Below are 21,736 nucleotides of genomic sequence, written 5' to 3' on the forward strand. Positions count from 1 at the left end.
TTAAAAGAACTTTTAACTTACGGCTTACAACTTTATTTCTTTTTATTGCCCTGCGTTTGCTGTTGGCGCATGTAATCTTCCATGCGCTGCTGGAATTTTGACTTTTTCTTCTGTGCTTCGGGCTTCTTCTTGTTAGCTTGGATGATGGCCAATATCTTATCGTCATTGACCATTTGGCGGATGATGAATTGCTGGCCAAATGTGAATACCGTGGATAGGAAATAGTAGTAATTCAACCCTGCTGGGAAGCTATTCAAGACAAAGAGGAAAATCAATGGCATGAAATAACCGATGTACTTCATCTGAGCATTGGCGGCGGCACCTGAGACCGTATTGTTGTACCACGTTGAAAGCAGTGTGGCTACCGTCATCAAGATACACATCAAGCTGATGTGATCCATGCCAATCAACGGGAGCGCCGGAAAGGTAATGGGCGAATCATAGGTTGAAAGGTCTTTTACCCATAGGAAGCTTTCACCCCGCAATTCAAACAAATTCGGGAAAAAGAAGAAGAAAGCAATCGTGAAGGGCATCTGTAGCAGCAACGGAATACATCCTCCCAAGGGGTTGACACCGGCCTGTTTATAGAGTTTCAGATATTCCTGCTGCAACAAGGTCGGATTATCGTCTCCCACTTTTTCTTTAATCTGATCCATTTCTGGCTTGAGTACTCGCATCTTAGCCATGGATACGTATGATCGGTAGGTGAGGGGCGACAATACCAGTTTCAGCATGACCGTCAGAATCAGGATGACCAAACCATAACTCCAATTGAAGCTATCCAGGAAGTTGAATACGGGAATAGTAATAAATCGGTTGATCCATTTCATCGGCCCCCAACCCATATCGATCTGTTTCTCCAGCCCATAGCCATGTGCCTTCAGTACATTGTATTGGTTGGGCCCAAAGAAGAAATGCATCGGGTAGGTATTGATGTCCTGGCGACTGAAATCAAGGCGGAGGTTGGCCGAAAACAGTTTGACAATGTGATCGTCCACGCTTGAATATACATTTACCTTGCCGCCATTGAAGCCATTGTCGGCTACGAGTACGTTGGAGAAAAAATGTTGTTTGAAAGATATCCACTCCACCTTTTCGCCGAGCTCTTCTTCATCGTCCTTTGCCGTGTTGAGGTGATCGACCTCGCCATCTGCGAGGGCATAATACAAGGTGGATCGCTGGCGCTCGCTACTCATATCCTTTTCCTTTTGGGAAAGGGCTGCTTCCCAGTTGAGCACCAACTGGCTTTCCGTGGGCGCTACTACATCCTGTAGCCCTTGGGTGACAATGGTGAAACCAAGGTTGTGATCCCCCCCTTTGATGGAATAGATATAGTCGATGTACTTTTCGGGCGCATAAGACAACCGGAAAGTAATGGAAGCCGAATCTTGCCCCGCCACTTGGATATTATCGCCGTCAGTGGCAAAGTACAGGTCATTGGTAGCGATGTTTTTCCCAGCAGCTGAAAAGAAGAGGCCGAATTTATTCTGCTCACCCTCAAAGAGCAGGAGTGGCTGGCCGTCATAGGTCGTTTCGTCTTTCAGCTCAACGGACTTCACGCGCCCGCCCTTGGTACTGATAGTTGCCCGGATGTGCTCGTTTTCGAGGGTGACTACCCTGTCCTCACCCTGGATGGCACCGCCAAACGGACCGCTGAGCAGGGCCGAGTCAAGGACGGCGGTTTGCTGCGTGGTCGTATCTTGATCTACATGCTCGATGCCTGCCCGTGCCCGGGCAAGCGAATCCTGTAACTGGCGCTCGCGTTTTAATTCTTCGTCCGAGGGCTGCAATAAATAAAAAGAACCTGCGATAATGACGAAAATTAAAACGAGTCCTGTGATTGAATTTCTATCCATTTCTTAATTTATGCACTATTTCTGCTTCGCCGCTTTGCTATGCGCCAAAGAGGCGGCTACAAAGCTAACAAAAAGTGGGTGAGGATTTGCAACTGTTGATTTTAATTCGGGGTGGAATTGCCCGGCGACAAAAAAAGGATGTCCCTTGAGCTCTACGATTTCGACCAGGTTATTCGCCGGGTTGATACCGGAGGCAACCATTCCTGCAGCTTCATATTGGGCGAGGTAGTCATTGTTAAATTCATAGCGGTGGCGGTGCCTTTCGGTTATTTTGGCCTTTCCATAAATAGAGGCCGCTTTCGTGCCCTTTTTGACTTCGCAGTCGTACGCACCCAGCCGCATGGTTCCGCCCATGTTTTTTACCTTTTTTTGCGCTTCCATGAGGTGGATGACAGGATGTTGGGTTTTCGGATTCATTTCGTAGCTGTTGGCATTTTTTAGCTTCAGCACGTTCCTGCCAAACTCCACGACGGCACATTGCATACCTAAGCAGATACCGAAGAATGGGATATTATGTTCGCGAACATACTGGATAGCCACCAATTTTCCTTCCAGTCCGCGCTCGCCGAAGCCTGGCGCAACCAATACACCGCATACGCGCTTCAATTTTTCGTCTACATTGCCCGCATTGATACTTTCGGCAGCAATAAGCTTTACCCTTACCTTGCATTCGTTCGCTGCGCCGGCGTGGATAAACGCTTCGTTGATGGATTTGTAGGCATCGGGCAATTCCACATATTTGCCCACAAGGGCAATAGTAACCTCGGCTGTCGGATTTTTCAGTTTGCCCAGAAAAGCCTTCCAGCTTTCCAGATCAGGTTCGTTTTTTGTGGAAAGTTTCAGTTTCGTCAATACCGTTTTGTCCAATTGTTCTTTCAGCATCAGCAGCGGCACATCATAGATCGAGGGCGCGTCGATGGATTCAATCACAGCATTGGCATTGACGTTGCAGAATAAGGCAAGTTTCTTGCGGATCTCGGCGTTGAGGTGATGTTCCGTTCGGCAAACCAATACGTCCGGCTGGATGCCGTATTCCAGCAGGGTTTTTACGGAGTGCTGGGTGGGCTTGGTCTTGAGCTCACCGGCAGCGGCCAAAAAGGGTACAAGCGTGAGGTGAATAACCAGGGAACTATTGCCGCCCAGCTCCCAACGTAGCTGACGGACCGCTTCAATGAAAGGAAGGGACTCGATATCGCCAACGGTTCCACCAAGTTCTGTGATAATGATGTCGTATTGGCCATCTTTACCCAATAGGCACATCCTTCGCTTTATCTCGTCCGTGATGTGCGGAACCACTTGAACGGTTTTGCCAAGGTAGGCACCTTCACGTTCCTTGTCGATAACGTACTGGTAGATACGGCCGGTGGTCACGTTGTTGGCTTGGGAAGTGGGTGTGTTGAGGAAACGTTCGTAATGGCCGAGGTCCAAATCAGTTTCCGCGCCGTCTTCGGTTACATAGCATTCACCGTGTTCATAAGGATTGAGCGTGCCGGGGTCAATATTGATGTAAGGGTCGAATTTCTGGATGGTCACTCTATAGCCCCGTGCTTGAAGCAGTTTGGCCAAGGACGCCGAAATAATACCTTTTCCCAACGACGAGGTAACGCCGCCCGTAACAAAAATGTATTTAGTCATGACAAATTCTGGGTGTATTTTATACGTTGTCTACGCCAAAAAAGCTTCGAACATCACGTTTGTGTACGGGATGCAAAGATACGGTTTTTTGTGGAAATGATAAAAAAAGATTTTCCATGTCACGGAAAACGGCATGGATATAACTGTAAAGAAAATTATCCCAAAATAAGGTGTTTTATAGCAACAATGTTGTTTTTGTAAGTAACTTTCCTATTACGAAGATATATTTTTATGCTTAAATTGACATAAGCGCCTAATTTTGGTGAAAATCATTCCTTTTAAGGGGAGCCATCAGGAGTGGCCTTCACAAAACAAGCTAAATACGCTCGTAAGAGCATCGTTACCATTAAAAACAAATTGCTATAATGAAAAAATCATTACTTTTCTTTTGTTTCATGCTGATCTCGGGTCTTACCATGGCCCAGGGGACTTTTCCGGTGAACGGTTCACATGACGAACGGCCGCAATTATTTGCATTCACCAATGCGACTATCGTGGTAAAAGCGGGCGAGGTGATCCAAAATGGCACCTTATTGGTGGATGGACAGCGTATCGCGGCCTTGGGCAAGGGCCAGGCTGTCCCCAAAGGCTATGTCACTATCGATTTGCAGGGTAAATTTATCTATCCGTCGTTTATCGACGCATTTAGTGAGTACGGTCAACCCAGGGAGGGCCGGGGTGGCGGCTCGCAAGGATTCGGCGGCGGACGACAGGCCCAGATTTTTGAGTCGACCAAAAACGGCCCCTATGGCTGGAATGAAGCGATACGTCCGGAGACGGCAGCTAAAGAGACTTTCACCGTAGATAAGCGGCAAAGTGAAGAATTGAAGAAGATTGGATTCGGTGCGGTACAGTCCGTCGTGCGCGATGGCATTGCTCGCGGTAGTTCGGTGGTAGCTACTTTGGCCGAGGCACGGGAAAACGAGGTGATCATCCTTCCTGAGGCGGGTGCTCATTATTCGTTCAGCAAAGGCTCGGCACGAACCAGTTATCCTTCTTCATTGATGGGAACCATTGCGTTGATACGCCAAACGTACTACGACGGCCAATGGTATGCCAAGCAGCAAGATGAATATAACATCTCCTTGGAGGCGTTCAATAAATTGCAATCGTTGCCGCAATTTTTTGAGGTAGACGATATGTTGGATGTTCTCCGGGCTGACAAAATCGCCAAAGAGTTTGGAAAAAGCTACATCATCAAAGCAGGGGGCAACGAATATCAGCGGATAGCAGATATTAAGGCGACCAATGCCAGCTTGATTGTGCCGCTTAACTTCCCTAAAGCGTATGATGTGGAGGACCCTGCAGATGCTCGTAATGTGACATTGGCACAGCTGAAGCATTGGGAAATGGCCCCTGCTAATCCAGCGTTGCTGGAAAAAGCAGGTATTCGTTTCGCCATTTCGTCAATTGGGCTGGACAACCCCCGTGATTTTTGGAGCAACCTGCGTGTCGCCATAGCGAATGGCCTCTCTCCGGATTATGCATTGCGTGCGCTTACTGAAGTGCCGGCAGAGATGCTGGGCCTTTCCAGTAAGCTGGGCACGTTGGAAAAAGGTAAACTGGCCAATTTCATTATTGCCAGCGACACGTTATTCAAGGAAGGTACGGTAATTTACGAGAACTGGGTGCAGGGTAAGAAATTTGTAGCCACAAAAAGCTATGCTAAAAACTTGACGGGTGAATATGCTACGCAGTTGCCGGGTGTGGGCACAGCGAAATTGTTTGTCAAAGAGAATGATGGCAGGCTGGAAGCGCACCTTACGGTAGGCAACGACACGACGGAGACCAAAGTGACTTCTTCCCGCACTGGCGATTTGTTGTCCTTCAGCTTCAATCCAAAAGGACAGCAGGGAAGTACACGAATCAGCGGATACATCGTCGAGGAGGAACCGCTGGCTTTAAAAGGCGAGGTCGTGCAGCCGGACGGTGCATCATCATCATGGACGGCTACTTACACGGCTGCCTATACCACAAAAACGTCGGGCAGGACGCGGCAAGGGGGGAATAAATCGGTTGTTGAAGGCGAGATCCTCTATCCCTTTGTTGCCTATGGCAACAAAACGCTTCCTACAGCCGAGACTGTATTGATAAAAAACGCAACGGTGTGGACCAATGAGGCCGATGGCATCCTGGAAAATGCAGACGTATTATTGGCCGGTGGGAAAATTAAAGCCGTGGGCAAAAATCTATCGGCATCAGGAGCAACGGTAATCGATGGTACGGGAAAACACGTAACGCCGGGTATCATTGATGAGCACTCCCATATTGCTATCAGCCGGGGGGTCAATGAAGGCTCACACTCCGTTACCTCGGAAGTACGGATAGGTGACGTGCTCAATTCGGAAGATATCAATATTTACCGGCAACTGGCTGGAGGGGTCACGGCTTCACATCTGTTGCACGGCTCTGCCAACTCCATTGGCGGTCAATCCCAGCTCATCAAATTGCGCTGGGGACAAAACCCCGAAGGACTGAAATTTGGCGAGAATGACGGATTCATCAAGTTTGCATTGGGTGAAAACGTAAAGCAAAGTAATTGGGGCATCACAGGTACCCGCTTCCCGCAAACCCGCATGGGCGTGGAGCAAGTGTTTTACGACGCATTCACACGGGCTAAGGAATATAAGGCACGGATAGCGGCCAACGACCCGGCATTGCGGCGGGATCTGACCCTTGATGCCCTGGTGGAGATATTGGACAAAAAGCGATTCATCACTTGCCATTCTTATGTGCAATCGGAAATCAACATGCTGATGCATGTGGGAGACAGCATGGGATTCGGGGTGAATACGTTTACCCACATCCTGGAAGGCTACAAGCTGGCCGATGAAATGGCCAGCCGCCAGATTGCCGGGGCTTCTTTTGCCGACTGGTGGGCCTATAAAATGGAAGTACAGGAGGCGATTCCCTATAATGCTTACCTGATGCATAAGCGGAATGTGCTGACGGCTATTAATTCTGACGACGCCGAGATGGCCCGCCGGTTGAACCAAGAGGCAGGAAAGGCCGTGAAATACGGCGGAGTGACCGAAGAAGAAGCGCTTAAAATGGTCACACTCAATGTGGCTGAAATCCTTCACGTAGCAGATAAGGTAGGAAGCCTCACCCCGGGTAAAGATGCAGATATCGTGATATGGAGCGATAAACCGCTTTCGATCTATGCCAAGGCGGAGAAAACATTCGTCGATGGCGTGAAATATTGGGATCTTAATGAAGATGCCGTGAAACAACAGGCGTTGACAGCGGAGAAGGCACGTCTTATTCGCAAGTCATTGCAGGCTAAAGGGAATGGCGGCACTACACAACGGGCCGTTGCCCAACCCAATATGGAATATCATTGCGATACCATCGGCGAAATCGGCGAGTTTGAAGAATACATGGATTAACGGCTTTCAACTATTAGCGAAATGAAATCAATTATCACATATTTATCAGCAACGGCAACCTTATTGTTGATAACGGTACTGGCCAGCGCGCAACCGACCATTTACCCAGCCAAGGTGCAAGACCAACCCATTGCCATCATCGGCGCGACCATCCATGTAGGCGATGGCAAGGTGATAACACAGGGTACATTACTTTTCGAACAAGGGAAAATCACTTATGTTGGAGGGGCTACAACCATCTCTGCTGGAACGTTGACCATTGATGCTGCGGGCAAGCATGTTTATCCCGGATTTATCGCAACGAATACAAATTTGGGTTTGGTGGAAGTGGAATCTGTGCGGGCAACGATTGACTATGCCGAAGTTGGCGAAAATAATGCGCATGTACGCTCGTTGATTGCTTACAATACGGATTCCAAAGTCATCAACACCCTGCGCTCAAACGGTATCCTGCTGGCGCAGATCACGCCGCAGGACGGACTCGTATCTGGGCAGTCATCGATTGTACAGCTGGATGCATGGAACTGGGAAGATGCGGCTTATAAAATCGATGAAGGCATCCATATCAATTGGCCTACCGTACGTTTCGGGCGTTTCGGTGGAGGCGGGCCTTCCAATCCCGATGCGCAAAAAGAGCAGGTGCAAGCAGAAATTGCCCAATTGGAGGATTACCTTAGCGAGGCAAAGGCATATGCTTCATCGGCAGGAGAGTACCCAAGCAATGCGCGCTTCGAAGCCTTTAAGGCGGTGTTTTCCGGTGAACGCAAGGTGTACGTGCATGCAAATCGGGCTGCAGACATCATTGCAGCAATATCCAGCTTGAAACGACTTGGCATCAAACCGGTATTGGTAGGAGGGGCAGAAGCCCATTTGGTGACCGAATTGCTCAAAGATAACCAGGTGCCGGTCATCATCAGGCAGTCACACTCGCTGCCTTATGCGAGTGACGCTGATGTATACCTACCTTATAAACAGGCGAAACTGCTGGCGGATGCAGGGATATTGATAGCTTACAGCATAGACGGTTTCTGGCAACAACGTAATCTGCCGTTCATGGCGGGGACGGCAGCGGCTTATGGCTTGGACAAAGAGCAGGCATTGGCCACAATCACCAGCAATACCGCAAAGATTTTGGGGATTGATAACCGGACAGGTACACTTGAAGTAGGCAAGGATGCCAACGTAATTGTATCCAGTGGAGATGCCTTGGATATGCTTGGGAATGACATCGAAAGGGCGTTTATACAAGGACGAGACATCAACCTGGATGACCTGCATAAGCAGCTTTTCGAGCGTTATGAGTATAAGTATGGATTGATCGAGGACAAATAGTTCTTGCCCGCTTTCCATAGGTACTAAGCGGCAGGCTCTTGCTTATGCAGGCCTGCCGCTCAACGATGGAACTGAAATTTGGTGTGTTGTTTTCTTAGTTAGATCGATTATAAATAATTGATTATTGTCTATATTTGCTCTATGAAAACAATATATCCCAAAGTGGTGTCAATCGTTGTATTGGCACTGACTATGATAACGGTACTTCATGCACAGGAAGCGAAAACCGTGAGCAATATCGACGCTTCATCCAAGACAGCTTATTTTAGTTTTACCGAAGGCAAGGAAGTCGCTGACGCATCCCAAGATTGGGATATCGCGTTTAACCGCACTACTATCTTGATAAATGGGGGTAGCAGCGGAACTGGCAAAGCTACTGGTACGCTGTTGAAAGACACCTCCTTTGAAAAAGTGACGAAACAGCCCAGTACAGGCCTTAAGGAAGATACAGAAAGTGAAAAAGCGATACCTGCTGGAAGTGGCAATGGTTGGTACGAATATGATATGAGCAACCACAGTATCAATCCCATCCCTGGGCGCATTCTGGTTGTCAAGACGTCGGCTGGCAAATATGTAAAGGTAGAGATCTTGAGCTACTATAATAAATCGAACTCTAATTCAGCAAATTATTCGTTCCGATACAGCTTCCTGTAAAGGGGGATATGCGGATAAAAAAAGGAAGCTGCCATTTTTGGCAGCTTCCTTTTTTTATCCGGTATGTGCTCAAAAAAACCTTAAACCCTTTTGGATTTAATACGCGCTGCCTTGCCTGTCAGGCCACGCAGGTAATACAATTTTGAGCGACGTACTTTTCCGTAGCTGTTTACTTCAATCTTCTCAATGTTTGGTGAATTTATGGGGAAAATACGCTCAACACCTACGCCATTGGAAATCTTGCGCACAGTAAACGTCTGGTTGGCACCGATGCTATTACGTTGGATGACAACACCTTGATAAATTTGAATACGCTCTTTGTTGCCTTCGCGAATTTTATAGTGAACGCTAACAGTATCCCCGGCTTTAAATGCGGGAACTTCGTTTTGTGTTACCGCTTGCTCTTCTACAAATTTTACTAAATCCATGATTTTGAGTAATTAATGACGATTATTATCCCGTAAAAATCGAGTTGCAATATTAGTGATTATTTTCTGAATAAAAAAGCCGTTTTTTAAAAAAGAAATATGAACTTGTTTTTGGAATTTGGATTTAATTTTTACCTTTGCAAACCCTAACGGGAACGGGGTGTAGCGTAGCCCGGTATCGCGCCTGCTTTGGGAGCAGGAGGTCGTAGGTTCGAATCCTGCCACCCCGACAACACTTACACTAAGTAATGTCAAAAACCCGCAAATTCTATGGATTTGCGGGTTTTTTGTTTTTTTCCATACCAATAAACCCCAAAGAAAACCAATCAAGATGTGAGCTATTCGGTGAGTGATTTTTATACCTTAATTTTACTCACCTATTAGCATATAATTATCTGTATATCAATTTATTGTATGCAATAATTTTGATGCTGTTTGCTCTTGTTTGATACCCTTTTGAATGCACATAGGTGGGCAGTGTGTAAGGAACCGTGCAAAAGTGTATCAGTTAAACAAAAAATAGATTGGTATGAAAAGTAGGAACACCTTTGGAATCCACTTCGTCTTGCGGATTCCCAAACAACAGAAAAACGGCATGGCAACGGTGTACGCAAGGATAACCGTGAACGGGCGCAGGTCTGAAATCTCGCTTAAAAAGAAAGTAGCCCCAAAGGATTGGGATGATGCGAAGGGCAGGGCAAAAGGCAAGCGTGAGGAAATCCAAAAGCTGAACAGCCACATCGAAAGGGTGCGGACACTCATTGCGGACGGTTACCACGAATTGGTGCAACAGCGTAAGACTATGACGGTTGATGCGGTCAAATCTCTTTTTCTCGGAACGGCAGAGGACACCATGACCCTACGCAAACTTGTAGAGTATCACAATAGGGAAACGGCACACAAACTTGCACATGGTACATTGAAAAACTACCATACCACGCAACGGTACATCGAGAAATTCCTCAAAGAGAAATACAGGCGGAACGATATTGCACTATCCGAACTTAATTACAGGTTTATCATGGACTTTGAGAGTTACCTGCAAAAGTACCAACCGAAAGACCACCACAAACCATTGGGCAACAATGGTATCATGAAGCACATTGAGCGGTTTCGCAAGATGGTCAACATGGCTATAATGATGGACTGGCTTGCGAAAGACCCTTTTGCCAAATACAGGCTCCACTTTGATAAAGTGGAAAGGGGGCATCTAACACAACAGGAACTGGACATATTGGCTGATAGGACTTTTTCAATCGAACGGCTGCAATCGGTGCTTGATATGTTCCTGTTCAGTTGTTACACAGGGTTGGCCTATATTGACTTGGTCAACCTCATGCCCGAAAACATCGTGAAAGGCATCGATGGCGGGGATTGGTTGGTGACACACAGGCAGAAAACGGAAACGGTCGTCAAAGTGCCCCTTTTGCCGCAGGCATCCACACTCATATTGAAGTACCAAGACCACCCGAAAGCATCCAACGGCGGTACGTTGTTCCCCGTCATATCCAACCAACGGATGAACGGCTACCTAAAGGAAATAGCGGATATTTGCGGAATCAACAAAACGCTTACATTCCATATCGCACGGCACACCTTTGCCACCACGGTCACATTGAGCAACGGCGTACCCATCGAATCGGTGAGCAAGATGCTCGGACACACGAGCATCCGAACCACGCAGATTTATGCGAAAGTGGTGGAACATAAGTTAAGCGAGGATATGCAGAACCTAAGGGAGCGTATGGCATCGGGAAGCTGAACAGACCACCTTTCCTGAAAATCCATTAAATTCAGTAAATTTGTTAGAGGCAGTTATAACAGGCTGTCTCTTTTTTATTTCAAAAATGATTTGCCATGCGGGATACCTATTTCAAGATACGCCGACCTTTCAGCAGAAGAAAACACCGATACGACATCGGCAGTCCCATCGGGTTTTGGAACTACTACGATGACAACCATTTTCTTACCCGACTGTACGTAATAGGTAACGAAGAACAGGAACAATATTACCATTATCACATGGAATATGCCGTAAGCACAGGGAAATGCACAGAAGCAGAGTTTTACGAACTCGTAAGGGAAATCGTGGCAGACCATATCGAATTTATCCGCAAACAATCCCCCTTTTCCCGTAAGCATGCAAGAAACCGTCTCAACCTCAAATGCCTTCGGGCATTCCGCGATTACCTCATATCCACCAATACCTATGGATACCGTGACCCCGTGGACATTACCATTACGCGGTACGATTCGGAGATTGCTTCGTTGAAAAAGGAACTTGCGGAAAAGAATGAGGAACTTGAGACTTTGAAAGTGTATGAAACCGACTATAAGGTGAGGATAACAAAAGGATACCTGAATGCATTTATTGACTTTATCCATCAATTCCCCGAAATCAGAATCCCACATAAAGACGGTACACGCCTTTTGAGTGCATCCACGGAAAGCGTATGGGTAAAGATGATATGCAAGTATTTCCAGCATGGTGAGGAGGATATCAATATGGAAACGCTAAGGAGTAGATTTACTTCAAACAAGGAAAATCCAAGCACTAAATATCGTCCGATAAGGGAAAAGGATAGGTTATTCAAGGTTATTCATAGATAATGTAGAGAATATTCCGATTTCGCTGTATAAAATAGGTGATATGCTTATAATTTGGTGAAAAAAGCTGATTTATTGTTAGTTTTGGCGTCTAATGTTAACAGTGTAGTTGAAAATGAAAAAATATAGCATATTGTTAATTGGAATATTTTTTTTCAATCTGTCATTCGGACAAGATACATTGTCTTCCGGACTTGTAAGAGCCCATAGCCGAAGTTTTGTGATTAGTGACAATAATATTACTGGTAACGGATGGACTTTAATTCAGGACGCATTTCGTTCATCCCAATTTGTTCTACTTGGGGAAAGCCATTTCTCACCCTTGATTTCACAATTGACGAAAGCGATTTTGGATTTTATGCCGGAAGACGGATTTAATCATTTTATGATTGAGACCGGCCCCGTTGCTGTATTGCAGTTAATGTCGCTCTATAATGCAAATAGTGCGCAGTTTCAATCAAATCTTTTTAATTTCCTTAGCGAATATAAACTAACGAATGGGTTTCCGCCATCTGAATTTATAAATATGAAAGCTGATGTAGACATGTACAAAAAAGCTATTGAAAGGAATATTAAAATTGTTGGTCTTGACAGAGAATATTATAGTTCAATCGAATACCTGTTTGATAGACTTGCCAGTTTGACGCATAACGACCGCGATAAAAAGCTGTCTCAATACGCAAAAGAGGCTCTTTTGCGTCACAAGAGCGCATATATAAATGATGGGAGTTATGCTTTCATGACCGAAGTTAGTAACGACCAGAACATTAAAGAATATTTGAGCGTGATGGTTGAAACGGGTAACGAAGCGAATTTCATTATCCAAGAATTATCAAAGACCTTTAAGGTTTATACGATGTACGAGGCCAAAAAATATTTCGATAGTGAAGAGGTAAGATTGGCCAATATTAAATCAAATTTCGGCATATCATATAACAGTTATTTTCTAAAAGAAAAGAAGCCAATGAAGGCTTTTATTAAAATAGGAAATGTGCATTCCGGAAGGGGGCTTAGTCCACTTGGACATTATGATATTGGAAATACCGTTGCTGAGCTTTCCATGATGAACGGAAATGCATCGACTCATATCTATGCAATGAGGCGATACCGATATGGGGATAATGGAGAGGTACAAGACTTCATAAAAAATGGGTTTGAAAAATATGAAGATTTTATTGGGCTAAGCGACAAGGAAAAATGGATTGTAGTCGATTTACGCCCTTTAAGAGAAGCAATGGAATCAAGGAAGTTGGTAGTGCCAGTTATGGAAGAACGTAACTTGATTAAAAACCACGATTTATTGTTATTACTACCTGTAGACGGTGCATACAGCGAATCCTTGAATTACCAATAGCTATCAACAAATCATATTTGGTTATTCCTCAAAACAAATTTAAAAATGGAAACAATCATCCAAACACCATCAGGTAAAAATTACAGGCCATTGATTTGGACGTTAACTTTGGCCATCAATGGATTAATAGCACTTGCTTTTTTCCTGCCAAACATAGAAATACTAAAGCAATATGACTTTTCTTTTTTGCCAAAACTAAACGCGATTCTTAACAGTTTGACATTCATTTCGCTAATCGTTGCCCTCGTTGCTGTCAAGCAAAAAAACATTAAACGACATAGGAATTTTGTCCTATTGGCCCTTTTTTGGACGAGCCTGTTTTTGGTGTCGTACTTATTATATCATTTCTCTACGCCGTCAACTTCATTTGGAGGACAGGGAATAACCAAGGTAATATACCTGTTCATTCTACTGACCCATATCGTACTGGCAGCCATCATCGTTCCGCTTGCGCTGATTTCCATCGGACGTGGGCTAAATATGGAAGTGTCAAAGCATAAAAAAATCGTGAGGTGGACCATGCCTATTTGGTTGTATGTTAGCTTGACAGGAGTAATTGTCTATCTGATGATTTCTCCCTATTATTCGTAGCCACCGGGTGATATTTCAAGAACGGCACTTGATATTTCCTTCGACACAGACCTCTTAGTTTCATACACATTGACACTAAACTGACCAAACGCCCACGATGGTCATCCTCTGAATAGCTTTTCCCCATTCCTTTGTATCAAAAGCGGACGGAAACGTACTAACCAATTCCGTCCGCAGGGTAACAGATTTTTAACGATAACACAAAGGAGGAAAGATGAACGTAGAGCTTATCACGAAGGACGACCTTGACCAATTCAAAAGGGAATTGCTGGAAGAAATCAGGAAACACAACCCCCACCCGAGAAAACACGGACATGAACAGAGGGCGTGGCTCAAAAGTTTTGAGGTACGCAAGTTGCTCGGCATATCCGCAGGCACGTTGCAGAACCTACGGGTGAACGGTACATTACCCTTCACCAAAATCGGTGGACTGATGTACTACAGATACGAGGACATCCAAAAGCTGATGGAGGGAGGTGAAGATGGAGAATAGTACCTGCAAAACCACGGTACGGATGCAGGCATCCGACCACCCTTTTCCTATCCCGATTGTAAGGAGCGAGTTTATTTTTTTGCTATACAAAAAATCCCATCCCGCGCCGTCTGGCGGCAAGGGATGGGTACCCGCTCCCGTTGGTCGGAACATAGGAAAGGGGATGGCATGACGGCAGGGAATACACGGACAACCCCGGTTCAGACGGGGAAGAAACGCCAGCGCGGACGGCCAAAAAAAACCATCACCCGGAGCGGAATAATGATGGTGCGGATGACACCCACGGAGCGGTCAATCATCGAGGGCAAGGCGCGGCAGGCGGGCATGCGCGTGAGCCAGTGGTTCAGGCAGGCAGCACGGAGCGCGGTGGTCAATCCACGCCTATCCACCGAGGAAATGGGGATGCTCCGGATGCTTTCCGGCTTGGCAAACAACCTCAACCAGCTTACCAAGCTGGCCCACACCGCCGGGCTGGTGTCGCTCATGGGGACATGCCGCGAACTGCTCACCCAAATCGGGGAATTAATCAGTAAAATCAAACAGGGATGATAGGCAAGCAGCTAACCGGAAAGAATTTCGGCAGGTGCATCCGCTACCTGCTGGAAAAGGAACAGTCGGCCGTGCTGGATGCACATGGTGTACGGAATTACGACACAAAGGCCATCATCGATGACTTCAACGCGCAGCGCAAGCTAAGGCCGTCGTTGGGCAAGGCCGTGGGCCACGCCGTGTTGAGCTGGAGCAACGAGGACAGGCCCAAGCTCACCGTGGAAAAAATGGCGGCACACGCAAGGGAATACATGGAAAAAATGGGCATCACCGATACGCAGTACCTCACGGTGCTGCATACCGACCGGGACCACCCGCACCTGCACATCGTTTACAACCGCGTGGACAATTCGGGAAACACCGTGAGCAACTACAACCTTTGGGAGAAAAACCGCAAGGTGTGCAGGGAAATGACCGAGCGATATGGCTACCACATGGGCAAGGGCAAGGAACAGGTGAACAGGCAGGCATTGCGTGGCAAGGAACAGGTACGCTATGCCATCTACGATTCACTGAAGCTGGCAGCACCCAAGGCCACCTCGTGGCCGCAACTGGAAAAATTGCTCGCCAAGCAGGGCGTCACCATCCAGTACAAATACCGGAGCGGCACGGATGAGGTACAGGGAATCTCATTTGAAAAGGACGGGGTGAAATTCAAGGGGTCTGCCATCGACCGGAAATTCAGCTTTGCAAGCCTCGACAGGCAGTTAGCCAACAACCAGGGCATGGGGTTGAACACGGGTAGCATGGGCCATAGACAAACCCTTGCAGACCAAATCAGGGACATGCTGGACACGCACCAAGAACGTGGGCACTCCCATGAGCCATCGCACGGGTTGGGCCTGCTCGACATTCTGCTGCAACCCGTGGAAATCGTGCCCGAACCCGAACCGATGGCCGATGCCGAGAAACGGCGGCGCAAAAGGAAAGCACAGGAAGCGGAGCAATCACGCGGTATCAGCAGATAATTAAAGGACAATCCAAATGAAAGAATTACACGAACTGGAAAACAACATCGGGGATATGGCCGACCTGCAACAGCAGCAGGAGCGGCGCATCACGGCACTGGAAAACCGTAAGGTGGTGGTGCCGGACTACGGCCCCAAACTGGCTGAAATCCTCAACGCATTGCGGACGGATCCGGCGATGCCGGGTCCGTCCGCAATGCAAGAACTTGGTGAACGCATGGAGCAGCTTTCGGCAAAAATCCCCGACAGGTTGAGTGTACACCACCGTCACGAAATCACCGGAAACGCCAAGGGCTTCATCATCGCCGCAACCATCATCCTATGCGCGTTCAGCATAGCCGTAGCCGTGTTAATCAACCTATGGCAACGGAACGGCGAACTTCGCGCCAGTAGCATCAAATACCGTATGGTGCGGCAATATTACCCCGGTGCGGCGGCATGGGCAGAGCGCACCTATATGGCCAACCCCGATTCGGCACGGATGGACGTGGAGCGGCTGGAGGCCGAGCAGGAGGCTTTGCGGCTGGCCGAGGAAGCGGCAGCAAAGAAAGAAGCCGAAGCAAGGGAGGCCCGTGACAAAGCCGATGGCATGAGAAAAAAATGAGCAAATGCGGCCACCATGCCCAAGTCCAAAAAAGCGAAAAGACCCCGATGGTCGGGGCCTTTTCTGCCGGAATTGCGCAACTCGTGAAATTGCAACAAGGCTTTCTATTCAGTACCCGGTGCAAGACAACCATTAAGCATCAAGTGCCATACATGGAATTGCGAAGCAGGGATAGCGTTCAATTACTAAAACAATCCCCATCTTAAATGAGGGTTGATAACTGGAATTAAAGATACACCTTTAGGCGTACAACTGCAATAATCTCCATATACCGTGGGCAAAAAATAAGTGTAAAACACAACGTTGATATTCTGACTGCAATTTCAGCGTTTTTTGGTCTTCAATAACTCCACTTTGTCGCGTTCGCTTTCCAACAGGCGCTCGTAGAGTTTCCTGTTTTCCTCGTAAGCCTCTACCAGCTTGTCAATCGGGCTGAAATTGTAGAATACCGAACCCGCCTTGTCGTGCAGCGTGCTGGAAATGATATTTATGGCAGCTTCCTCATCGAAACGCTGTATCACTTCCGGGCTGATGTTCAGGATACCCGCGACCTGTTCCAGTATGTCCCGCTCAATCCATTCCTTGGCTTCGAGTTGGGACACCTTTTTCTGCGTCCAAGCCTCACCAAGCTGGTAAGCCAGCGTTTCCTGCTTCATGCCAAGCATTTCCCTGAAACGTTTGATATTGCGGCCCTCGTGTACCTTTTTTGTCTTTTCCATAATTGTTGTGTAATGCAGCAAAGGTAATTCGCGGCAAGCGTTACCTACAACGAATGTATGGAATATTTCGCGGATAAATTATGCTCCAAATGGAATATTTTATACCGTTTCCGGGATTGAATATGCCAAGCGGCCTACGGAGATTTGTCATATAGGCAACAATATCCATTCATCAAAACACTTAAAAAATGACAACTTATCACAATCATCTCAATGGCCCCGGAGGTGACATCCGCTACAGTGGTGACGTTACCAACAACACGAACAACAACTCGAAAACCACCAACCACATCTACCTTGGCTCCTACACCAACCAAGGCGAGTACGACAGTTGGATGCGGCAGATAGGCTCCCTACTCCACGTATCCGCACAGCACGCCAGCCTGAAACCTATCTTGGACTTGATAATGGCAGCCATCGAACCGGACAGGATTTTCCTGCTGGATAATCCGGCCATCCCCGAATATCAGGTTTTTGGTTGCACGGAAATCATCTTGGCAATCGACATGGACAAGGCCCCATCCAAAAAGATGCTGGACGGCATTTTGAAATTTTGCTGCACCCGTATGCAGGACGTTGTCCTATCTTTCCACCCCTCACAACAGGTGGAGGACGGATTGGCTGGCGGGCATCCCTATTACAGCACCCATTGCAGGGAGGAATTTCTGGTCTTTTCGGGCAGTTGCTATCGGCTCCCGAAGACACCCGAAACCGTGTTGCCCGACCTGAAAGCTGAAATAATGGAAAGCTACAAAGAAAGCATGGCAAGGGCATCGGCTTTCCTCGAAAATGCCAAGGCCATAAGCAAAAAGCAATCCCACAACCCGGCCTTAGTGATGCTCCACCAATGCTTTAAGCAACTGTTCACCGCCATCACCCATTCACTGGGCAAGGATTGCCCAACGTCCGACAACCTTATAAAACTCAAAAGGAAAGCGGAGAGATACCTGCCGCAATTGCAGCCATACGTAGACGAAAATGTACTCGCCCACATCGACGGCGTACGCAAATCAACGGCCGGGCGCTATTTGGAAGCCGGGGAAGTATTTGAAACCGCCTCTTTGCTGGATGACACAGGCGAATTGCTCAAAGCGGTCGGGGTTATCTTCGACCATACCATGGAAAGGATGTTTGGCAATACGCCGACTTTACCCGGTGTCAAACCTAAAAGCGCGGAACCGGATGGCGATGGCGAATGAACATAGCAGTCGGCTGGCGGGGGCCACCGTGTCCGTAGGCATGGATGGCTCCCATACCGCCTACCCCTACCCCGAACTGATGGCCCGCGTCATCGGGTTAATCCGTGTGGACGAGATATATCACAACCGGAATTTCGTTGCCATCGGCAGCCACGGGGAGCTGGTCATCTTCGTGCCGCAAGCAGTGTCGAACCCCTTTGCCGAATATATGCCCCTGCTCGACATGGTGTTCAGGGATTACCCCGACCTAAGTTACAGGCTGTTCAATTCGCAGCGGGCAAAGGAGGAAGCCAAACGGCGCAATATTTTCTACCACTTCGCATGCCGCATCGCAAATCGCCTGTATGCCAACCCCACGTCCAGCTTCCGGCTGGCTGATTACCTATGCCCCACGGCTGGCCATTTCTTGGCAGAAGCCAAAGCCTATTTCGATAGTGAAATGGCAAAGGTGCTGGCATTCCGCGATGGCGTGTCGTTGTACTTCGGTACGGACAACCGCCCCTTTGCGGCCTTCATGCTCCACCAGCAATTAGAACTCACTTACAGGGTGGCCGAACTTTTCGTGATGGGGCGGGATAAAGTTACCCATTCCATAAACGCCCACCAACGATATACCGCTTCCTATATCCCACGGTTGGGTAACATCTTCGACCAACGGGACGAAGCCGAGCAGCGTTTGGCGATGCAACTGGATGACGCATACTTGGCCACACGGTATGGGCATGGCTATGCCATCAAAAATGGGAAACTTGCGGAGGCGATTGAAAAAGCGGATGCCGCATACCGAACCACGCTCGCGATATACACCGAAATCGAACAACTGTTTACACCAGCACCAAAAAATCCTATCTTTGACCCCATGGCCAACAGGAGAAACCAAACAAACGACAAGCCACCAAAGCGGAGCGATGAACTGCTCAAAGGCGCATTCGAGGAAAATTTTCCCGACTTCCTGCGGTTCCTATACCCCGATGCGGACAGGCTTTTCGACTTCGACCGGGGGCTGACCTTCATGGACAAGGAACTGCTTGAGATAATCCCCGACAGGGAGCGCACCAAAGGCAAACGCGTGGCTGACCTATTGGTAAAAGTCTACCTAAAGGACGGGTCTGAACAGCACATCCTGCTCAACACCGAGATAGAGGGTGGCAGCGACGCCGAATTTGCCGAGCGCATTTACCAATACAACTATCGGATTTGGGACAGGTACCGAATCGCCGTGGCCACCATCGCGGTTTACACAGGGGGCCACAGCCAGCCCAAGCCGCACGAGTACAGGCGCGAGGTGCTGGACACATTTGTTCATTTCCGGTATCGCACTTACCATATTTTCGACCACGCCGAGGATGACCTGCTGCAAATGGACAACGCCTTTGCCCTCATCGTTCTGGCCTGCCAAAAGGCACTCTTGGAAGGCAAGGTGCCGGAGCGTGAGCTTGGCGAGGGCAGAACCACCATCGCGCGGGCTTTGATTGCAAGCGGCAGGTACGACAAAGACCGCATCTTGGGTTTTTTGGGGTTTCTGAAAAATTTTATTTTCATTGATGACGAGGAAATAAATCGTAACTTTGATAAATTCATTTATGAAGTGACAGGAGGCACTATTGAAATGGGCGTTATAGAAGTATTGAAAGAACAGGAAAGGCAAAAGGGAGTTAAAGATGGCGAGCGCAAAAAAGCCCTTGATATTGCCCGTGAAATGAAAAATGACGGCATACCTGTAGACCAGATTGTCAAATTCACCAAACTCACGGCCAAGGAAATAGAGAAACTTTAGCTCTTGAAGATGAAATAGGTTTTTATCCCTTTCAAAAGAGTATATGAAAGCTACCCACAGGGTGGCTTTTTTGTGAAATGACTTTTAGCACAAGCGGTATCAATCCGACCCAAGTTGGCACCATGGCCTTAATGGCTTTCTTGGCTTTGGACTAATCGAATACAATGGAGAAAGAATTAATGAAGGTGGATACACTTTCAATATCCAAAGGGCTGAACCGAAACCAACGGCAATGTCCCCGATGCGACGATATACTGACGCCTTCACATAACTACGACATGAAAATATGCAAATGCGGTTATTTAAGCATCGATGGCGGCATGAATTTAAGGATAATGCTGACCGATACCAGCAACAATAATGGTGGGAAATTAATTTAACGTCCTTACTTTAGGAAATAACCGTCAAGTTTCAAAGGCACCGTTTTTCACCTTATTTTTTCCCGCTACCCGATGCCCTCTTTTTCTCCTGCAAGGCGATGACTTTATTTTGAGCATCGATAATCTGATTTAAATCTGCAATTTTTTCCTCTTTGCTTCTAAGTTCATCTTCCAACTTCAAAACACGATTGTGTAGCTGGCTAACTTGTTCGTCGAACATGCTTTTTATCGGCTCTTCGTTCAGATAAAACAGAAACAGGTTTTTGTTGAATAGTTGAGAAAACTTAATCATTTTGACCACATCAATAGACTCACGCCTGTAAATGTCATACAGATTGGATTCGCTGATATTTACAAAATCGGCAACGTACTTAACCTTTAGACCACTGTCCTTTATATAACTTTTTATTATGCTTCCAATGTGAATGCCCATGCAACAAAGTTTGGAAAACATTTAAAGTCCTAAAGGACAAATAGGTATGATAAATTTGAATCAATAACTATAATATTTTTGTAGTTTAAGATATAAATACATATATTTGACGGTATTGTGATTAAAAACCACAATAATTTAGTAGTTTTTTAAACGGTATAGTTATAGGAATAGGATAAATAGAAGTATCTATTTCACGAGTCTCACACCGAAATCTGGTAAATTAAGGCATGTGAGAGCAAGTGAAGCGCAAACGTCCTACCTTTGTAGGATAGGGCTTGCGCCCACTTGTCTTATTACATGCCTGCCATCCCTTTTCGGATGGTTAGCTGAAAGATGGTTTCCATCGAGTAAGCGGGCCCTACCAGAGCCTCGGTGTAATAAGATGTGGGTGGCAAGCCTTTTTTATTGGGCCTGCCCTCACTTCAAGAAAGGCTCGTTAAGATTGACGAGCAATGCAGCCGAACAGCAAACATATCGCAACCAACGGCACTGAAGTCCCAGGAAACCGATGCAGCATGCATCGCCAATACCTTTCCATAGGTAGACGTAGGTTCATGGTGGCCGGCAGTTCTCCACTGGCGGCCATCCATTTTCTTTCGCGGCAATTTAAAACGTCTATCATTTACGCTCTCTTTGGCGGCTCGCCGAAAGGAGGGCGAAGCCTATGCCTGTTAATTTCAATTCTTTCTACCCAACGCTATCGCAGCATCATAAAATCGCCGGATTAACTACTCTTGGCCATTTTTCCGTGCAGTAGAATTTTTC

20 protein-coding genes and 1 tRNA gene are annotated in these 21,736 nt (G+C 47.1%); 16 read left to right on the plus strand and 5 right to left on the minus strand.

The window, feature by feature from the left end; genetic code table 11:
• Window positions 1–32: 32 nt before the first annotated feature.
• Window positions 33–1,856, minus strand: coding sequence for a membrane protein insertase YidC (yidC, locus tag BMW65_RS12225; protein WP_090605750.1), 1,824 nt, complete (start codon window positions 1,854–1,856; stop codon window positions 33–35).
• Between the two features lie 15 nt (window positions 1,857–1,871).
• Window positions 1,872–3,491 carry a CTP synthase gene (locus BMW65_RS12230; RefSeq protein WP_090605752.1) on the minus strand — a complete coding sequence of 540 codons (1,620 nt, stop codon included), beginning with the start codon at window positions 3,489–3,491 and terminating at the stop codon, window positions 1,872–1,874.
• 365 nt (window positions 3,492–3,856) lie between these two features.
• On the opposite strand from BMW65_RS12230, the gene BMW65_RS12235 reads away from it, so the two are divergent.
• From BMW65_RS12235 to BMW65_RS12245, 3 genes are all read left to right on the plus strand, one after another.
• A complete protein-coding gene (locus tag BMW65_RS12235; protein WP_090605754.1) occupies window positions 3,857–6,880 on the plus strand; it encodes an amidohydrolase family protein in 3,024 nt (1,007 codons plus the stop codon).
• 21 nt (window positions 6,881–6,901) lie between these two features.
• Window positions 6,902–8,212: an amidohydrolase family protein gene (locus tag BMW65_RS12240; protein ID WP_090605755.1), complete on the plus strand. Its 1,311-nt coding sequence runs from the start codon at window positions 6,902–6,904 to the stop codon at window positions 8,210–8,212.
• Window positions 8,213–8,353: 141 nt separating this feature from the next.
• Window positions 8,354–8,866: an HmuY family protein gene (locus BMW65_RS12245; RefSeq protein WP_090605757.1), complete on the plus strand. Its 513-nt coding sequence runs from the start codon at window positions 8,354–8,356 to the stop codon at window positions 8,864–8,866.
• Window positions 8,867–8,946: 80 nt separating this feature from the next.
• Here the strand turns inward: BMW65_RS12245 and rplS are convergent, their stop codons facing one another.
• Window positions 8,947–9,294 (minus strand): 50S ribosomal protein L19, encoded by a 348-nt coding sequence (rplS, locus tag BMW65_RS12250; RefSeq protein WP_090605759.1) that lies wholly within the window; start codon window positions 9,292–9,294, stop codon window positions 8,947–8,949.
• 156 nt (window positions 9,295–9,450) lie between these two features.
• Between rplS and BMW65_RS12255 the strand changes: the two genes are divergently transcribed.
• The 9 genes from BMW65_RS12255 to BMW65_RS12295 all read left to right on the plus strand — a co-directional run bounded on the left by BMW65_RS12255 (window position 9,451) and on the right by BMW65_RS12295 (window position 16,460).
• Window positions 9,451–9,524 (plus strand) — tRNA-Pro (locus BMW65_RS12255).
• Between the two features lie 299 nt (window positions 9,525–9,823).
• The gene (locus tag BMW65_RS12260; protein ID WP_090605761.1) at window positions 9,824–11,056 is read left to right on the plus strand and encodes a site-specific integrase; all 1,233 of its coding nucleotides are present in this window, start codon (window positions 9,824–9,826) and stop codon (window positions 11,054–11,056) included.
• 95 nt (window positions 11,057–11,151) lie between these two features.
• Entirely contained in the window at window positions 11,152–11,904 is a 753-nt protein-coding gene (locus BMW65_RS12265; RefSeq protein ID WP_090605762.1) for a hypothetical protein, read from the plus strand.
• A 112-nt stretch (window positions 11,905–12,016) separates the two neighbouring features.
• Window positions 12,017–13,255 (plus strand): hypothetical protein, encoded by a 1,239-nt coding sequence (locus BMW65_RS12270; protein ID WP_090605763.1) that lies wholly within the window; start codon window positions 12,017–12,019, stop codon window positions 13,253–13,255.
• Between the two features lie 45 nt (window positions 13,256–13,300).
• On the plus strand, window positions 13,301–13,846 hold the full coding sequence (locus BMW65_RS12275; protein ID WP_090605765.1) for a DUF420 domain-containing protein: 546 nt from the start codon (window positions 13,301–13,303) through the stop codon (window positions 13,844–13,846).
• Window positions 13,847–14,060: 214 nt separating this feature from the next.
• A complete protein-coding gene (locus BMW65_RS12280; RefSeq protein WP_090605767.1) occupies window positions 14,061–14,339 on the plus strand; it encodes a helix-turn-helix domain-containing protein in 279 nt (92 codons plus the stop codon).
• Window positions 14,340–14,462: 123 nt separating this feature from the next.
• Window positions 14,463–14,888 (plus strand): plasmid mobilization protein, encoded by a 426-nt coding sequence (locus BMW65_RS12285; protein WP_090605768.1) that lies wholly within the window; start codon window positions 14,463–14,465, stop codon window positions 14,886–14,888.
• Window positions 14,885–15,856, plus strand: a complete 972-nt coding sequence (locus BMW65_RS12290) for a relaxase/mobilization nuclease domain-containing protein (protein WP_090605770.1) — start codon at window positions 14,885–14,887, stop codon at window positions 15,854–15,856. Before BMW65_RS12285 ends, BMW65_RS12290 begins: the two co-directional genes overlap by 4 nt.
• 16 nt (window positions 15,857–15,872) lie before the next feature.
• Window positions 15,873–16,460: a hypothetical protein gene (locus BMW65_RS12295; RefSeq protein WP_090605771.1), complete on the plus strand. Its 588-nt coding sequence runs from the start codon at window positions 15,873–15,875 to the stop codon at window positions 16,458–16,460.
• A gap of 323 nt (window positions 16,461–16,783) precedes the next feature.
• On the opposite strand, the gene BMW65_RS12300 is transcribed toward BMW65_RS12295, so the two are convergent.
• Window positions 16,784–17,179 (minus strand): helix-turn-helix domain-containing protein, encoded by a 396-nt coding sequence (locus tag BMW65_RS12300; RefSeq protein WP_090605773.1) that lies wholly within the window; start codon window positions 17,177–17,179, stop codon window positions 16,784–16,786.
• 188 nt (window positions 17,180–17,367) lie between these two features.
• Here BMW65_RS12300 and BMW65_RS12305 point away from each other — a divergent pair, with 188 nt between their 5' ends.
• From BMW65_RS12305 to BMW65_RS24170, 3 genes are all read left to right on the plus strand, one after another.
• Complete coding sequence (locus tag BMW65_RS12305; RefSeq protein WP_090605774.1) at window positions 17,368–18,378, plus strand: hypothetical protein; 1,011 nt, start codon at window positions 17,368–17,370, stop codon at window positions 18,376–18,378.
• Window positions 18,335–20,155, plus strand: coding sequence for a hypothetical protein (locus BMW65_RS24560; RefSeq protein ID WP_245747626.1), 1,821 nt, complete (start codon window positions 18,335–18,337; stop codon window positions 20,153–20,155). Before BMW65_RS12305 ends, BMW65_RS24560 begins: the two co-directional genes overlap by 44 nt.
• A 164-nt stretch (window positions 20,156–20,319) precedes the next feature.
• Window positions 20,320–20,535: a DUF7695 domain-containing protein gene (locus BMW65_RS24170; protein WP_090605776.1), complete on the plus strand. Its 216-nt coding sequence runs from the start codon at window positions 20,320–20,322 to the stop codon at window positions 20,533–20,535.
• Between the two features lie 52 nt (window positions 20,536–20,587).
• Here the strand turns inward: BMW65_RS24170 and BMW65_RS12320 are convergent, their stop codons facing one another.
• The gene (locus BMW65_RS12320) at window positions 20,588–20,968 is read right to left on the minus strand and encodes a hypothetical protein (protein WP_090605777.1); all 381 of its coding nucleotides are present in this window, start codon (window positions 20,966–20,968) and stop codon (window positions 20,588–20,590) included.
• A 455-nt stretch (window positions 20,969–21,423) separates the two neighbouring features.
• On the opposite strand from BMW65_RS12320, the gene BMW65_RS24175 reads away from it, so the two are divergent.
• Window positions 21,424–21,699: a hypothetical protein gene (locus BMW65_RS24175; RefSeq protein WP_177181106.1), complete on the plus strand. Its 276-nt coding sequence runs from the start codon at window positions 21,424–21,426 to the stop codon at window positions 21,697–21,699.
• Window positions 21,700–21,736 lie beyond the last annotated feature (37 nt).

Source organism: Parapedobacter koreensis (genome assembly GCF_900109365.1).
Classification (GTDB): Bacteria; Bacteroidota; Bacteroidia; order Sphingobacteriales; family Sphingobacteriaceae; genus Parapedobacter; species Parapedobacter koreensis.

What these genes read in the sequence shown, in the direction of transcription:
- yidC (WP_090605750.1), bottom strand. Translation starts at nt 1,856, where the DNA reads ATGGATAGAAATTCAATCACAGGACTCGTTTTAATTTTCGTCATTATC.
- BMW65_RS12230 (WP_090605752.1), bottom strand. Translation starts at nt 3,491, where the DNA reads ATGACTAAATACATTTTTGTTACGGGCGGCGTTACCTCGTCGTTGGGA.
- BMW65_RS12235 (WP_090605754.1), top strand. Translation starts at nt 3,857, where the DNA reads ATGAAAAAATCATTACTTTTCTTTTGTTTCATGCTGATCTCGGGTCTT.
- BMW65_RS12240 (WP_090605755.1), top strand. Translation starts at nt 6,902, where the DNA reads ATGAAATCAATTATCACATATTTATCAGCAACGGCAACCTTATTGTTG.
- BMW65_RS12245 (WP_090605757.1), top strand. Translation starts at nt 8,354, where the DNA reads ATGAAAACAATATATCCCAAAGTGGTGTCAATCGTTGTATTGGCACTG.
- rplS (WP_090605759.1), bottom strand. Translation starts at nt 9,294, where the DNA reads ATGGATTTAGTAAAATTTGTAGAAGAGCAAGCGGTAACACAAAACGAA.
- BMW65_RS12260 (WP_090605761.1), top strand. Translation starts at nt 9,824, where the DNA reads ATGAAAAGTAGGAACACCTTTGGAATCCACTTCGTCTTGCGGATTCCC.
- BMW65_RS12265 (WP_090605762.1), top strand. Translation starts at nt 11,152, where the DNA reads ATGCGGGATACCTATTTCAAGATACGCCGACCTTTCAGCAGAAGAAAA.
- BMW65_RS12270 (WP_090605763.1), top strand. Translation starts at nt 12,017, where the DNA reads ATGAAAAAATATAGCATATTGTTAATTGGAATATTTTTTTTCAATCTG.
- BMW65_RS12275 (WP_090605765.1), top strand. Translation starts at nt 13,301, where the DNA reads ATGGAAACAATCATCCAAACACCATCAGGTAAAAATTACAGGCCATTG.
- BMW65_RS12280 (WP_090605767.1), top strand. Translation starts at nt 14,061, where the DNA reads ATGAACGTAGAGCTTATCACGAAGGACGACCTTGACCAATTCAAAAGG.
- BMW65_RS12285 (WP_090605768.1), top strand. Translation starts at nt 14,463, where the DNA reads ATGGGTACCCGCTCCCGTTGGTCGGAACATAGGAAAGGGGATGGCATG.
- BMW65_RS12290 (WP_090605770.1), top strand. Translation starts at nt 14,885, where the DNA reads ATGATAGGCAAGCAGCTAACCGGAAAGAATTTCGGCAGGTGCATCCGC.
- BMW65_RS12295 (WP_090605771.1), top strand. Translation starts at nt 15,873, where the DNA reads ATGAAAGAATTACACGAACTGGAAAACAACATCGGGGATATGGCCGAC.
- BMW65_RS12300 (WP_090605773.1), bottom strand. Translation starts at nt 17,179, where the DNA reads ATGGAAAAGACAAAAAAGGTACACGAGGGCCGCAATATCAAACGTTTC.
- BMW65_RS12305 (WP_090605774.1), top strand. Translation starts at nt 17,368, where the DNA reads ATGACAACTTATCACAATCATCTCAATGGCCCCGGAGGTGACATCCGC.
- BMW65_RS24170 (WP_090605776.1), top strand. Translation starts at nt 20,320, where the DNA reads ATGGAGAAAGAATTAATGAAGGTGGATACACTTTCAATATCCAAAGGG.
- BMW65_RS12320 (WP_090605777.1), bottom strand. Translation starts at nt 20,968, where the DNA reads ATGGGCATTCACATTGGAAGCATAATAAAAAGTTATATAAAGGACAGT.
- BMW65_RS24175 (WP_177181106.1), top strand. Translation starts at nt 21,424, where the DNA reads ATGCAGCCGAACAGCAAACATATCGCAACCAACGGCACTGAAGTCCCA.